This is a genomic window from Corallococcus carmarthensis, from assembly GCF_003611695.1.
In the GTDB taxonomy this organism is placed as follows: Bacteria; Myxococcota; Myxococcia; order Myxococcales; family Myxococcaceae; genus Corallococcus; species Corallococcus carmarthensis.
The window spans coordinates 1-14707 of record NZ_RAWE01000240.1 but is presented as its reverse complement, the minus strand read 5'-3'; the positions used below and the strand labels follow the sequence as shown (position 1 = coordinate 14707).

The 14707-nt window shown below is 69.1% G+C and carries 13 protein-coding genes; 7 read left to right on the top strand and 6 right to left on the bottom strand.

From position 1 onward, the window contains the following. Positions 1 to 39: 39 nt before the first annotated feature. From D7X32_RS37875 to D7X32_RS47190, 7 genes are all read left to right on the top strand, one after another. Complete coding sequence (locus D7X32_RS37875) at positions 40 to 1614, top strand: amidohydrolase family protein (protein WP_120607394.1); 1575 nt, start codon at positions 40 to 42, stop codon at positions 1612 to 1614. A gap of 122 nt (positions 1615 to 1736) precedes the next feature. Further along, a complete protein-coding gene (locus D7X32_RS37870) occupies positions 1737 to 3110 on the top strand; it encodes an NHL repeat-containing protein (RefSeq protein WP_244239410.1) in 1374 nt (457 codons plus the stop codon). A 140-nt stretch (positions 3111 to 3250) separates the two neighbouring features. Continuing rightward, entirely contained in the window at positions 3251 to 4465 is a 1215-nt protein-coding gene (locus tag D7X32_RS37865; RefSeq protein WP_158625836.1) for a LamG domain-containing protein, read from the top strand. Between the two features lie 30 nt (positions 4466 to 4495). Next, positions 4496 to 4993 carry a hypothetical protein gene (locus D7X32_RS37860; protein WP_120607391.1) on the top strand — a complete coding sequence of 166 codons (498 nt, stop codon included), beginning with the start codon at positions 4496 to 4498 and terminating at the stop codon, positions 4991 to 4993. Between the two features lie 281 nt (positions 4994 to 5274). Next, on the top strand, positions 5275 to 6546 hold the full coding sequence (locus D7X32_RS37855; RefSeq protein WP_120607390.1) for a DUF445 domain-containing protein: 1272 nt from the start codon (positions 5275 to 5277) through the stop codon (positions 6544 to 6546). 130 nt (positions 6547 to 6676) lie between these two features. Further along, entirely contained in the window at positions 6677 to 6934 is a 258-nt protein-coding gene (locus D7X32_RS37850) for a phosphatidylserine decarboxylase (protein WP_208752675.1), read from the top strand. 122 nt (positions 6935 to 7056) lie between these two features. Continuing rightward, positions 7057 to 7833, top strand: a complete 777-nt coding sequence (locus tag D7X32_RS47190; protein WP_244239409.1) for a PPC domain-containing protein — start codon at positions 7057 to 7059, stop codon at positions 7831 to 7833. Positions 7834 to 7939: 106 nt separating this feature from the next. Here D7X32_RS47190 and D7X32_RS37840 read toward each other — a convergent pair whose 3' ends face one another. The 6 genes from D7X32_RS37840 to D7X32_RS37815 all read right to left on the bottom strand — a co-directional run bounded on the left by D7X32_RS37840 (position 7940) and on the right by D7X32_RS37815 (position 14496). Further along, positions 7940 to 8872 (bottom strand): TolB family protein, encoded by a 933-nt coding sequence (locus tag D7X32_RS37840; RefSeq protein WP_120607388.1) that lies wholly within the window; start codon positions 8870 to 8872, stop codon positions 7940 to 7942. Between the two features lie 103 nt (positions 8873 to 8975). Further along, on the bottom strand, positions 8976 to 9761 hold the full coding sequence (locus D7X32_RS37835; protein WP_120607387.1) for a LytR/AlgR family response regulator transcription factor: 786 nt from the start codon (positions 9759 to 9761) through the stop codon (positions 8976 to 8978). Next, positions 9758 to 10810, bottom strand: coding sequence for a sensor histidine kinase (locus D7X32_RS37830; RefSeq protein ID WP_120607386.1), 1053 nt, complete (start codon positions 10808 to 10810; stop codon positions 9758 to 9760). The genes D7X32_RS37835 and D7X32_RS37830 overlap by 4 nt, the downstream gene beginning before the upstream one ends. Before the next feature lie 39 nt (positions 10811 to 10849). Beyond that, complete coding sequence (locus D7X32_RS37825) at positions 10850 to 12460, bottom strand: S8 family peptidase (protein ID WP_120607385.1); 1611 nt, start codon at positions 12458 to 12460, stop codon at positions 10850 to 10852. A 440-nt stretch (positions 12461 to 12900) separates the two neighbouring features. Then, positions 12901 to 13581, bottom strand: a complete 681-nt coding sequence (locus tag D7X32_RS37820) for a hypothetical protein (protein WP_120607384.1) — start codon at positions 13579 to 13581, stop codon at positions 12901 to 12903. A gap of 54 nt (positions 13582 to 13635) precedes the next feature. Further along, on the bottom strand, positions 13636 to 14496 hold the full coding sequence (locus tag D7X32_RS37815) for a bile acid:sodium symporter family protein (protein WP_279635652.1): 861 nt from the start codon (positions 14494 to 14496) through the stop codon (positions 13636 to 13638). Positions 14497 to 14707: the final 211 nt, after the last annotated feature.

Sequence of the window (14707 nt, the reverse complement as noted above, 5' to 3'; positions counted from 1 at the left end):
GCCCCACCCCGTCCCTATCTTCATGACGGGAGGCGAGCCATGAGCACCGGAGCATCCAAACCCACCGACGCGGTCCCCCGCTACATCCTGGAAGGGCGGGTGGTGACCCTCAACTCCCGGGACGAAGTGCTGGAACGGGGACGCATCCTCATCCGTGGCAGCCGCATCCTCGCGGTCGAGCCATCGGACGGCCCCCTCCCCGAAGCCTTCCAGGACGCGCCCATCATCGACACCCGGGGGACGCTGTACCCGGGGCTCATCGACCTGCACAACCACTTCGTCTACGACGTGCTGACGCTGTGGCGGGTGCCGAAGCGCTACCTCGACCGCACCCAGTGGCCGCGCCACGCCGAGTACGCCTCGCGCATCTCCCTGCCCATCCGCGTGCTCGCCGGCCACGCCCCTTCGGCCCGCGCCATCGTCCGCTACATCGAAGCCAAGGCACTGCTGGCCGGCACGACCACCGGCCAGGGAATCCGGACCCGCGTGTCCGGCGGAGAAGCCCTCTTCCGGGGCGCCATGCGCAACGTCGAGGAACCCCGCGATGAGCACCTGCCCGCGGGCAGCACCCGCGTGATGGACCTGCATGACGACGCCGAGGACATCGAGTCCTTCCGCGACGCCCTGAAGTCCCGCGCCGCGTACTTCTACCACCTGGGCGAAGGGGTGGATGACTACGCCCACCGCCGCTACCTGGACCTGGCCGAGCATGACCTCATCCAACCGTCCCTGGTCGGCATCCACAGTCTGGGATTGCAGCGCCAGGAGCTGGACACGATGGCCTCCAGGGGCGCCAAGGTCGTGTGGTCCCCCTTCAGCAACCTGCTGCTGTATGGACAGACATTGAGTGTGCCGGACCTGCTCGGCTCGGGAGTGACGTTCTGCCTCGGCTGTGATTGGTCCCCCACCGGCAGCAAGAACCTCCTCCAGGAGCTGAAGGTCGCCCGCCACGAAGCGGCGCGACAGGGCGCGTCCCTGTCCTCCAGGACCCTGGTGCGCGCGGTGACGGCGGACGCCGCCCGGGTCGCGGGCTGGCAGGCCCAGGTGGGCACCCTGCGGGCCAACGCCCTCGCGGACCTGCTGATCATCGAGGGCACCGGCGGCGATCCCTATGACGCGTTGATCTCCGCCACGGAGAAGCAGGTGCGCCTTGTCATCGTGGATGGCGTTGCCCGCTTCGGAGACCGCGCGCTGATGGACAAACTCGCCTTCGACCGGAGCCATCCCCCCGAGAACTGGACCGTCGACGGCATCGAGAAGGCCTTCTACCTGTGGGCGGAGGACTCGCCCCTCAACGACCTGGGCTTCGAAGCGGCGCGCTCCCTGCTCGACGAGGCCATGGCGGACCTGCCTGTCTTCCGGCAGCGGATGGAACACGCGGTTCGCGAACGCGGGGGCCCAGAGCCCTTCGAGCTCGTGCTCGACAATGAGCCGCAGGACGTCTTCGCCACCGGCCCTGAAACCGCCGCGTTCATCACCGACCTCAGCCGGGTGGCCGGACGCATCACGCTCGACGCCCCCACCGTGGGCGGGCCTGACTACTGGGAACTCCTGTCAGCACAGGTCAATCTGGATGACACACTGAAACAACAACTGAGGCAGGACTATGCGTGAAGGATGTCCGGGGTGGAGGCCCCCTCCCCTCCCGGGCAGGAAATAAATGCCCCTGACGGCGTAACCCCGGTGCGGCGGCAGCACCGGACAGGCCGGAAGGGACATCTCGAATGAATCACAGCGTGCGGAAGGCTGGGTGGGTGGCACTGGCCGCGGGCGTCCTGCTCGTGGGCGGCGGGGCTTGCGGAGGCGACGACGGCCCTTCTGATGACAACCCGTCCTCGGACGCGGGGACGCAGACGGACGCGGGCACGAAGCTTCCCGCCGAGGAAGGCCGGGCGCTCGCGGTGTCCAATGGCGGCCTCGTCGTGGTGGGTTCCACCGAGGCGAACCTGGCCACCACGGGCGTGGACCTGCTCGTGCGGCGCTACACGGCGTCGGGTGAGGTGGACACGTCGTTCGGCACGCAGGGCTCCGTGGTGCTCGACTTCGAAGGTCCCGCCAAGGGCCCCATCTCCGGCCAGCGGGAGCAGGACGACCGCGCGGACACGGTGGCGGTGCTCGCGGATGGCAGCATCCTGGTCGCGGGCTTCGCGCGGGGCGGCAGCGCTTCGGATTCGCGCGACTTCGCGGTGGTGAAGCTCAAGGCCAACGGCCAGCTGGACACCAGCTTCAACAAGACGGGCCGCTCGCGCCTGCACTTCGGCGAGGAGAACGCCGTCGACTTCGTGGGCACCGTCCACAGCCTCCTGCCCCTGGCCGACGGCCGCTTCTACGTGGGCGGCTTCCTGACCAAGTCCAACGGGATCGACGAGGACTTCGCGCTGATCCGCTACAACGCGGACGGCTCGCTCGACACGACGTTCAAGTCCGCGGGCAGCCCGTCCGGCAGCTGGATTGGCGGTGCGTACACGGACGCGGAAGCCGTGCAGGGCATGGCGCTCCAGGGCTCCAGCGTCGTCCTGGGCGGCGGGGACCACTTCAAGGCCGTGCGCATCACCTCCAGCGGAAGCCAGGACCTGACGTTCGGCACCAATGGCCTCGCGCAAAGCGAGGACGGCCAGGCGCACGTCCTGGTGGCGCGCCCCAACGGCGGCTTCCTGCTCGCGGGCTCACGCCAGGACGTGAAGGTCGACGGCGTGTCGCACGGCGTGCTCAAGCTCGTGGCGTACACGGCGGACGGCAAGCCGGACGTCACCTTCGGCCCCGCGGGCGTGCGGGAGCTCACCGCGCCCGCGGGCGTGCTCGACGTGGTGGACGTCAGCGGCCTGCGCATCCAGGCGGATGGGAAGCTCCTCGTCTTCGCGGACGTGTACGCGAAGCCCGTGCTCTTCCGGCTCCAGGCCAACGGCGACCTGGACACGTCCTTCGGCACGGACGGCATGGTGCGCTGGCCGGAGACGCAGCTGGCGGTGCCGCTCTTCATCCGCTCCACCACCGGACCGAAGCTGGCCATCCTGGGCGACCGGGCCTTCGTCACGGACGCGAACATCTACTCCTCCGGGTTCTTCCCCGATGAGAACGCGCGCCTGCTGCTGAAGAGCACGGGGCTGTAGGCCCCGGAGGCGGTGTCCTCGGCACCGCGCTGGGGGGATGTGGGCTCAGCCTTTCGAGGGAGGGGCGTCCGGCATTGCCCTGGATGTCAGGGATGGCCGCTATACCCCTGAACGATTCTTCCCTGACGACAGGAGGCTGCGTGAAGGGCATCCAGTGGTACCTGGCGACGACGCTGTTGGCGGTCGTGGCCCCGGGCATGACGAGCGAAGCCATTCCCCACCGGATCACCACCGGGCTGGTGGGTGAGTGGAAACAGACCGTGACGTCCCCATCACTGCCTGAGCTGGCACCGGATTCGAGCGGTCTGGTCTACTCCACCGGGCTGGACCAGACAGGGCAGGTCATCGGGGGACTGGCCCAGACCGACGGCTGGACGGGCATGGGCATGAACCTGGCGGGTGACAAGTACATCCAGGTGCCCCATTCGCCCTACCTGAACCCGGGGACCGCGGACTTCACGCTGACGGCGTGGATCCGGATGATGGACACCAGCCGTCCGGTGAAGACGCTCATCGACAACCGGGGCTCCGACGGAAGGGGCTACGCGTTCGCGGTCGTCAATGGCAACACGCTGGACCTCCTGCTGTCGGACTCGGCGGGCTCCAGCCACCACCAGTCCAATCCCAGCCTTCAGCCCCAGCTGCAGCCCAATCGCTGGCACCACGTCGCGGTCAGCGTCAGGCGCACCACGTGGCCACAGGCCGTGACCTTCTTCGTCGACGGCGTCCCGGTCGGGACCGGCACCCCGCGCCCCGGCTCCATCGAGAACACCGACCTGCCCTTCCTCATCGGCGGGAACAAGGACAGCGCCAGCGCCCGGTTCAGCGACCGCATCGACGAGGTGATTGTCTTCAACATCGGTCTTTCGGACACGGACGTGACCTACGTCCTCAAGCCGGGGAAGTCGTCCTTCACGCCCGGCTTCTGGAATGGAACCAGCCGGCAGTACGTCAACAATTGCTACAACTACGCCACCAACCGGGCCACGGATACCTTCGCGCAGCCAGGCCGCGCATCGGGTGCACAGGCTTCGACGTGGGATTGCGCCTCCGTGGTGCAGGCCGCCGTCAACGATGGACTGGAGCTGCTGCCGGGCTCTCCGGACACCCTCGGCTACAAGTCCGCCGCCGCGCTGGTGGTCGCACCGGGCTATGACTATCACTGGTACCGGCGTGACCTGAACAACCTGTGGACGCACAAGCCAGGGGGGACTGCCGCGACGACCCTCGACAACGCGGGCCAGCCCATCACCGACCCTGCCACCGCGAATCGCGGCCTCTACACGCAATTCTGCGGCTACTTCAAGGTGTGGTCGGACAGCGTCGATGGTTCCGGCCACGAAAGCATCCAGTAGTCCCGTCCACCTTCCAGGAGCTGAAAAGCCATGTCCCGCCATTCATTTCATGCATTCGTCCTTTCGGGGGTCCTGGGTTGGGGCCTTGCCGGTGTCCCGGCGGCCCTGGCGTCGGACGTCCAGTCCGAGCAGTCCCAGCAGGGCCTGCGCGTGACGTACCTGCTCTATTCGGGACGTCCCAATCCGGTCGTGCTGGTGACGGACCCCGGACAGGTGCGCGCCATCGAGGAGCAACTGGACCGGATCCTCGCGAGCGGTGAGCGCGTCACGAAGGCCGGGTCCCCGGCCCTCCTCGGCTACACGGGCATCCAGATTGAACGGCTGGGGGATGCGGGCCGCCACGGCAGGCCCCTCGTGCTGCGGGGCGACGTGCTGAGCGTCAAGGCGGACCCGGCCGTCGCGGCCACCTCGTCCCAGGTGACGGTCTCGCGCGAGGCGGTCGGGCTCGAAAGCCTCCTGCTCGAGCTGGGGCAGTCCCAGAAGATGCTTGGCGACATGGAGCTGTCGGTCATTCGCCAGACGCGCTAGCCGCGAGTGGGGGGGGCAGGAGCCCGGTCTGCCTGCCCCCCACCGCCGGCCTCGCGCCCCGCTGGGGCATGCCCCGTAGCCGGGGACATCCGTCCGGTGCCACAGGCTTGAGCCTGCCAGTCCCTCTCCGCCAGCGCATTCCGAAGGGCGCGCGCCAACACACGCGCCAGACCGGGGCCCTGTATCTGCCTTCAGCCGATACCTCTATCAATCCGCCTCACGCGACAGGCCGGGATGCTCCACGCCTGTCGCGCTACCCGCAGCACCCGTGAGGCCTCTCAATGAGCAAGGAACAGTTCCACATGCAGGGACATCAGACGATGGGCGAAGCCCTCAAGGCCCGCATCGTCGACGCCGTGCGAGAGCGCGTCGTGTCCGGACTGGAGGAGCGGATTGGCTCCGAGATTCGTGAGCGCGTCGGCGACGCGGTCCGCAGCGCGTTGAGCGAGCGCGCCATGAACATGCAGCAGGGGGACGGCGGCGGGCAGCCGTTCGACGCGGACACCCTCGCCGAGGCCGTCCACAACCGCCTCACCGACGTCATCCACGAGCGCGTCACCAGCGGCGTGCATGAGCGTGCCCGCGAGGTGCTCCGGGAGCGGCTGGGTGAGGCGCTGCGCGGCGCCCTGGCCGAGAACTGGATGAGCATCCAGCAGGCGGGCGGGCAGGTCGACGCCTCCCGCATCGCCGAGCGCGTGCGCACCCGGCTCGAGGATGCCCTCCGCGACAGGCTCGGCTACATCGTGCGCGAGCGCGTGCGCGACGCGCTGCGCGAGCGGCTGGGCGAGGCCCTGCGCGTCGCGATGATGGAGCGGAGGATGGGGATGGAGGGCTTCGCGCCGGTGGACTCCGAGCGCATCGCCGACGCCATCCGCACCCGGCTCACCGATGCCGTGTCCGAGCGGATCCACGCCGCCGTGCGCGAGCGTGTGCGCGAGGCGCTGAAGGAGCGTCTGGCGGATGCGCTGCGCTCCGCGCTGTCCGAGCGCAGGATGCAGGGCATCGATCCGGAGCGCATCGCCGACACCCTGCGCGACCGCGTCGCGGACGGCATCCGCGAGCGCGTCCAGAGTGGCCTGCGTGAGCGCGTGCGCGACGCGCTGCGCGAGCGGCTGGGCGACGAACTGCGCGCCCGGATGAGCGAGCGCACCATGGGCTTCGCGGGAGTCCAGCCGCAAGCCTTCGGCCAGATGGACCCGGAGCGCATCGCCGAGGCGCTCCGCGGGCGCCTCGTCGACGCCCTCCACGAGCGGCTGTCCAACAACCTCCGCGAGCACCTGCACGAGGCGCTGCGGGAGCGGCTGGGTGACGCCATCCGCGAGTCGATGGGCTCGATGGGCCCCACGATGCGCGGCGGCTTCGGTGAGCAGCACATGGGCGGCTTCCAGCCGCAGGGGCCCGGCCAGGTCGACACCGAGAGCCTCGTGGCCGCGGTGCGCGAGCGCGTGGGCGATGACCTCCGCGAGCGCATGGCGGACGTCGTCCGGGAGCGCGTCAGCGAGGCGGTGCGCAAGGAGCTGAGGAACAGCAGCGGCGCCCAGGCCCTGTCCTGACGCGCACCGCGCCCTGATGCCGGGCAATGGCATCACGGGCGCAGGGCCCGGACCTCCGCGCCGACGGCGGTCCGGGCCGCCCTGCCTTCAGCACCCGCACGACGGGGCGCGAGCGGACACCGACCGCCGCGTGCCGCTGCCCAGAAGGGTGCTGGACACGCCCGCGGGACTGGTGGCGGTGCTGTCCATCGGCATGGCGCAGATCTCCCCCGTGGTGATGACCGCCGAGGCAGGCAAGAAGCTGCACAAGGGAGAGGCGTTCGCCTACCTCCAGTTCGGCGGCTCGGACATCGTCGTGCTGTTCAAGGCGGCGTGCAGCGTCGGGCTGATGGCCCAACCCAACGTGCACGACAACCAGGGCAGCTGGCTGGGGCAGGTCTTCCCCTGACTGTCGGTCATTCGCCAGACACGCCAGCCGCGAGTGGAGCCCGCGGCGCAGTTGCGGGACTGTGACAAACAGGCTTCGGGCCATCCCATACGCTGCGTGCTCCACCTCAACACGGAGCGTCAATGCACCTCTCCCGCGCGGTCTCCGCAGTGGCCCTGGTCTCGCTGTTCAGCGTCGGTTGTGGCGAGCCCCTTCCTGGCGCCGAGGGCAAGGCCACGCCGCAGGTGGCGCCGGAGTTGCTGTCGCAGGCGAATGCCCTCACCACGAACATCTACAACGGCTATCCGGTGACGGTGTCGGGCGGGCTGGGCTCGCTGCAGACCTACTACCTGGTGAACCCGGCCCCCGCGGCGAAGCTGAGCTTCACGCTGCGCGGAGGCAGCGGTGACGCGGACCTCTACGTGAAGCGGTACGCCGAGCCCACGTTCACTGACTACGACTGCCTGAGCGACGCGGTGGGCAACACGGAGAACTGCGTCTACACCTCCAGCGTCGAGGATGATCAGCCGTACTACGTCCTCCTCTACGGCTTCGAGGCGTATTCCAACGTCACGCTGCTCGCGTACTACAGCCACGCCCTGGCGCTCGCGACGACGGTGACGACGGGCATCAACCAGCTGTCGCGCACCGTGTACGAAGTGGACGTGCCGGCGGGCAAGAAGCGGCTCCAGGTCACGGCCACGAAGCCGGCTGGCATCAACGGCCAGTTCAAGGTCTACGTGCGCCAGGGAAGCGCGCCGGAAGTGCCCAACGCGGTGGAGTGCACCGCGGACAGCAGCATCTCGCTTCCCGCGGTCTGCTCCATCGTCAATCCCGTGGAGGGCAAGGCCTACGTGATGGTCGAGGGCGTCACCAACGTCAACACCCTCAGCCTCCGCGTGGACGTGCTCACGAAGTAGCGCGGCGACCCAGGAGCCATCCGTGATGCCCGAGGGGCGGCTTCGCGGGTGACCGCGCACCGCCCCTCCTGGCGTCGGCATCCACCGGCGCGTGAGGCACGCGCTGTCAGCGGAAGAGGCAGCGCGTGTCCAGGTGGTAGAAGTCCGAGGGCACGAACGGGTCCCACGTCTGCCGCACGAAGTAGAGGTGGCTCAGGTCGCGGCTCAGCGTGGGGTGGAACTCATCCTTCTCCGTGTTCACGGAAGGCCCCAGGTTGGCGGCGGGGGTCCAGGTGCCCGCGACGTTGAAGCTCACGTACAGGTCCCCCAACCCGTAGCCGCCGGGGCGGTTCAGCGAGGCGAAGACGAGCACCCGTCCATCCGGGGACACCCACGGGTTGTATTCCCAGGAGTCAGGGCTGTTCACCCCGGGGCCCAGGTTCTCCGGTGCGGTGTAGTGATTGCCCTGGCGCCGGACGCGGTACATCTCGAAGTCCGTATCGAACGTGCCGCTCGCGAAGTAGACCGTCCCGTCGCGCGTCACGCTGGGGTACAGCTCCTGCCTGTCTGTGTTCACGAGCGGGCCCAGGTGCTCGGGCATTCCCCAGCCGTTGCGGACGCGGTGCACGACCCAGAGGTCGGTGTCCGTGCGCTCGGCGCCCCCGTTCACCGGGCGGGTGGATGAGAAGAAGAGGGACTGACCATCCGGGGAGAGGAACGGATCCGAGTCCTTGTACGTGCCCGAGAACGACACCACCTCACCGGGGCCGAAGTGGCCGTTCTTCAGCTGGGTCACGTAGATGGCCTGGTACGGCGGCGTGTCCGAGTCGACGTGGTAGTACGCCGTCTTCCCGTCCGCGGAGAGCGCGAGCCGGTACTCGGAGCGCTCCTCCAGGGAGATCTCCCCGGGTGCGAAGAGGCTGCCTCCCGGCTCGCACCGGGGCTGGGCCCAGGATGCGGACTCCGGCGCGAACTCCTGGGCTCCAGCGGTGCCGGACACCGTCACGGCGGAGACGGCGAGGAGGAGGTTCATCGACCACTGCCTGGCGAAACGCTGCATGTGCATCTCCTTTGTTGGAAGCACCGTCGCCCGGCGGCGGCGAAGGGGGCCAAGGAGATGTGACGAACCGTGGAGGGTCAGGGACGAACGGTGGAAGGCCGCCTCAGGCCGGCAGCTCGAGCGCCCGTTGCACCTGCGCGCGATAGCTGCGGCCCGAGGTCAGCCGGGTGCCATCCCGCAGGACGAACACGAATTCACCGGGGGCAAGCGGCTCCACCTCTTCGATGCGGTCCAACCGCACGATGAACGAGCGGTGCGCGCGCAGGAACTGCTTCGGGTCCAGCTTCTCCTCCAGCGCCGCCATCGTCTCGCGCGTGAGGTGCGACTGCTTCCCCACGTGCACGGCGACGTAGTTCCCCTCCGCCGTCAGGTAGTCGATGTCCTCCACTGGAAGAAAGCGCATGCGCCAGCCCACCCGGGCCACGAGCCGCGTCACGTAGCGCGCGGGCGTGGCGGACGGCTGGAGCGCGAGCGCTTCGAGCCGCGCGAGCAGCGCCGAGTCCAGCGAGGACGGCGCGCTCCGCCGCCGGTCGCGCGCACGTTCGAGGCTGGAGCGGAAGCGCTCCCGGTCGAACGGCTTGAGCAGGTAGTCGAGCGCGTTGGCCTCGAACGCCTGGACCGCGAAGTCACGGTGGGCCGTCACGAAGATGACCGCGGGCGCGGGCCCGGGGGCGAGCGCCCGGAGGACACCGAAGCCGTCCGGCCCGGGCATCTCCACGTCCAGCAGGACCAGGTCCGGACGCTCGGAGCCGATGGCCGCGATGGCCTCGTGGCCGTTGCGGCACTCCCCCACGAGCTGCATGTCGGGGGCTTCGGACAGGAGGTCCTTCAGGCGCTGACGGGCGAGCGGTTCGTCGTCGACGATGAGCACGCGCAAGGGGGCGCTCATGGGGCGGGCTCCGTGCGGAAGGGGATGGCGAGCGCCACCGTGGTGCCGCCGCCCACGGCGTCCCGGAGCTCCAGCCGGTGGGCACCGCCATACAGCTGCACCAGGCGTTCGCGGGTGATGCGCAGCCCCCGGCCGCCTCTCGCGCCCCGGGAGACGTCCGCCGGGCTCTCCTTGAGGCCGATGCCGTCGTCGCGGACCTCCAGGTGGAGCTCGGGCCCTTCGCGCCGCGCGACCAGCGTCACCGTGCCCGGCTCGGAGCCCGGCGCGATGCCATGTTGGATGGCGTTCTCCACGAGCGGTTGGAGCACGAGGTGCGGGACGTGGGCCCCGAGCGCGTCCTTCGCGATGTCCTGCTTCACCGTGAGCCGGTCCGCGAAGCGCACCCCCTGGATGTCCAGGTAGGGCTGCAGGGAGCGCAGCTCCTCCTGGAGCGGCACCTCCTCCGTGCCCGCGGCCTCGAGCGTGCCGCGGAGCAGGTCGCTCAGCCGCGCGATCATCCGCTCACTCCCCTGAGGGTCGCGATGCACGAGCGCGGAGATGGAGTTCAGCGTGTTGAAGAGGAAGTGGGGGTGGAGCTGAGCCTTGAGCACGTGCAGTTGTGCGCGGGCCAGCTGGGTCTCCCGCAGACGAAGCTGGTCCGCGTAGTAGAGGGCATGCGCCACCCCGAGCACGGTCAGATAGACGAACGGGTTGGAGAGCAGCGCGTGCTTGAGCACGTCCGTAAAGCCGGGACGCTGCGCGTACCAGCCGACCCAGGGGTCCAGGGAGAAGATCATCCCCGCGCGGATGAACGAGACGACGAGCGCGCCGGCCACGTGGAGCGCGGCCCGGGAGGCCACGTGCCGCCGCTCGAGGGGAAAGCGCAGTCCGAACTGGAGGATGGCGATGCTGACGGGCACCCAGAGGACATCGGCTGTCAGCGACGTGAGCAGCGCGTGCCCCCAGCCTGTCCCGCCAACGGAATGGGCTTCGCTCGCGGCCGCCAGGCCGGCCAGCGTCCAGTAGGCGAATGCGGCCGGCCACGCCTGCCAGGGTCTGCGAAGTGACATGGTCCCGCACTCTAACCACAGACTCGCGCCGGGCGCCGTTCAGCGGATCGCCGCCAGCAAGCTCGGCGAGAATGGCGGCAGGGTGGACAGAGCAGCCGCTCCGAACGTCCCGCGGGCCCCGCCGGCGCCTTCCCGCAGCGCGCGACGGAAGCCGGGGTGGCTGAGCGCCCAGAACCGCAGCTCGCGCCCATAGGCCATGTCGAGCCGCGCCGCCTTCTGTTCGTCGACACCGAGCGTGGTCGCAAGACCTCTCCGGACGTCGGCCTCCGGGAGGCCACTGAAGGTGGCTGCCACGGTGTCCGAAGCCCCCTTGCCGAGCGACTTCATCCCGAGCGGCTCCAGCGCCGAGATGTCCGGGAGCGGGGACTCGAGGCACGCCTTCGCGTTGACGAGCCCAGCCCCCCACGCGGCTTCACTTCGCGGCCAGGGCTCACAGGTCGCGCGGAGCACATGCCGGAAGACCTGCGCGAGCGTGGCGCCCCCCTGGTACCGCGCGAGCAGTTGGTCACGGCCGTGGTACGCCAACCAGAGCGCGGCGATTCCCGCGACGATCGCCGTCGCATACGAGGTGCCGCTGCTCTGCTCGACCTTGTCTCCGGGCTGCGCCGTCCAGACCTTCTCGCCCGGACCGGTGGCATCCACCGCCCTGCCCCAGGATGAGAATGCCCAGGGCTCCGCGCTCGCGTTGCACGCGGCCAGCGTGACGACCTCGTCGTACGCGCCGGGCCAGACGACAATGGGGCCCGTGTAGTTGCCCGCGGCGGCGATGACGATGATGTTCTCACGCACCGCCTGTTGGATGGCCCGGTGCAGCCCCGCATTGGGCAACCACCCGAGGCTGACGCTGATGACGTGGAGCCGCCGCTCGATGGCGAACCAGAGGGCGTCGCGCAGCCGGTCGACGCCTACGTTGAACAGCACGGGAGAGGGGACGAAGAGATTGGGCTTCGCGACGCGCAGGGGGATGGTCTCTGCATCTGGCGCGATTCCATCCACGAACAGGCGCGCTCCGTCGCCTGTCCCGGCGTCATCGTGCGGGCTTGAGATGACGCTCGCGGTGCCCAGCCCGTGGCCTCCGCCCGCGTTCTCCGTCGTCTTGTCATCGTCGATGAAGTCCCAGCCAAGCTCCGGCTTGAAGTTCGGCCCCAGCTCGGAATGGCGCAGGTAGCCGCTGTCCGGATGGCCAATGAGGATGCCCTCGCCCTGGCTCGCGGCGCTGCTCGACAGCTTCCACGCTTCGTCCGCCTTCACGAAGCGCACGCTCCAATCACAATCGTCCTCGTTGAATGTTTCAGGCCCCGCCGTCTGTATCTCCGCCTTGGGGGCCGCGGGGCCGCCAGCAGGCGGAACATCCAAGGCCGCCCCCTGCTCCGCATAGACAGCCTCGAATGCCGGATCCGCATCCTTCACGCACGGGTCCGCCAGGAGGCGGCGCGCCAGCTCCCAAGCGCTTGCCGGCTCGACGGTGCCCGGCGGGAGGAGGTCGAACTCGCGTCCGGTGGGCGCATGGGGCACCGGGCGGACGATCCACGGCTCCCCGCCGGTGAGCGAGGCCACCGCCTTCTCCAGGGCGGCCCGGTCGTAGCCCTCATGGAGGATGACGTCGAGGGTGCGGAACTTCGCGGACTCGAACTGCTCGGGCAGCACCATGGTGGGTTCCCTCCGAAGGAGAGCTGCGTCTTCGGGGCCTCGTGGCGGCTGGGTGTGTCCGGTGCCCCTCCCAACAGATTGAGCCCGCGCGTGAGCAGCGGCAGCCCGCGCCCGCCCGGATGGAAGAACAGCGGCACGGCCGCCTCCGGTGACACTTCAAAGGAGCGCGTCCTGGCGAGCGCTCCCGCGGCCTGCCTCTCTTCACGTTCGACTCAACTCATTACGGGTGGTCGCCACGGAAGCAGTCGTCGGGACATCAGGGCCGCGGAGCGAAGTTCCGGAGGCGTGGTCCCGACGAAGCGCTGTGTCAGCAACTGTGTGGTGTTTCCCGCCGCGTCCGTCGCGCTGACCAGCAAGGGGACCTGGCCCCAATTCCCTGAAGACATTCAGGTCCATGACAACCCAGGGTCTTTCAATTCCCAGGACCTCGCGCGGGCAGCTCAGGGTTTCTTCGCTGGCGCCTCGGCATGCGCCTTCTTCTTGAGCGGGACGACCTGGAACTTCGACTGGACGTATTCGAGCGTGCCCAGCTCCTTGTCGTAGACGCCGTCCTCGTCCACGTAGGACGTGATGCGGATGACCCGGCCCTTTCGGGGCAGGTGGTAGGCCACGAGGGAGCCTGCCCAATCCTTGAGGGTCTGCCGGGTCACACCGGGTTTGCCCTTGGAAGCGATGAGCCCCGCGTTGGCGTAGAGCTGGATGGCCTTGTCGAGCGGAACCTCCAGGGCATCCTTCTCGAGCGTCAGGCCTGATTTGTCACACCGGTAGACAGCGGTGTTGACCGCAGAGGTCCCAAAGCTCACGAGCACCAGGTGGTAGCCCTCCGGGTTCTTGAAGAGGGCGGCCTCGTAGGTCGGGTCGGAGCCGTCCCCCGTGGACAGATAGCCGTTGGGCACGTCGCGCACCGTCCAGGTCTGCCCCACGGCCTCCTCGGCGAAATACATGGCGGAGTCATCCACCGAATCGTCCTTCGACGCGGACTTCACGGCCGTCTTGAGGTGGGCCTCCAGGTGCTGGAGCGCGGTCTCGATGTGGGTGGTGGCACAGCCAGCGCTGGCCGCCGGCTTCGTGGGCGGAGCCGAAGCGAGGGCCAGGACGACGACAGCCTTCAAGAGCAACACGGCGGAGTCCTTTCAGCCGGGCGGCGGGAGGGCACGCCCGGAGTCGGCGGCACTCTAAAGCCTGCGCGGGTGGAGGTCCTCCGCGGTCGCGCTCGTGACCTGTCTCCGCGCGACCAGGGCGCCGAAGACTCCGGCGGTGAAGAACATGATGACGCTGTAGATGGCCGCGGGAATGGCCATCACGCCGTCATTGAGCAACCGGGGGCTGGAGGCGATGGCGATGGCGAGCGTGCCGTTGTGGATGCCCACCTCCATCGCGATCGCCACCGCCTGCTTGCGCTCGACACGCAGCAGGGCGGGCACCACGAACCCCACCGCCATGCTGGCCAGGTTGAAGGCAAGCGCCGCGAGCCCCACGCTCTGGAAGTACGTGACCAGCTGATTGCGCTCCTTGAGCGTCGCCGCGAGCACCACGAGCACCAGGAACAGCGCGGAGATGATCCGCACGGGCCGGTCCAGACCATCCGCGAGCGCCGGCCGCTTCGCGCGCACCCACATCCCCAGTGAGATGGGCACCAGGACGATGCCGAACACCTGGACGATTTTTGCGAACTGCAACGGGATGGCGCGCTCCTCGCCCATGAAGTGCGCCAGGGAGAAGTTCACGATGAGCGGCAGCGTGAACAGCGACAGCACGCTGTTGACCGCCGTCAGGCTGACGTTCAGCGCGACATCGCCCTTGGCCAGGTGACTGAAGAGGTTCGCGGTCGCACCGCCCGGCGTGGCGGAGAGCAGCATCAACCCCACGGCGAGCTGGGGAGGCAGCCCGAAGCCGGTCGCGATGGCGTAGCAGACCCCAGGCATGAGCAACGTCTGACAGCCCAGGCCCACCAGCGCCGCGCGCGGATACAACGCCACGCGGCGGAAGTCCGCGAGGGTGAGGCTCAGCCCGAGGCCGAGCATGATCACCCCCAGGGCAATCGGCAGGGTAAGCGTTCACGGGGTCTGGCGACCGCGAGCGTGAATCAGGTCCCGGGCAGCAGCGATGGTGCGGGAGTGCCGTGGAGATGGGCTTCAAGGGACGCAGTGAGAGCGTCGAGCACGTTGCGCTCCTGCTTCCTGAGGCTCATCACGGCCGTGAGGATGCGCTCGACGAAGCGGCTGCCGTCCTCGCTCTGGGTGCCAA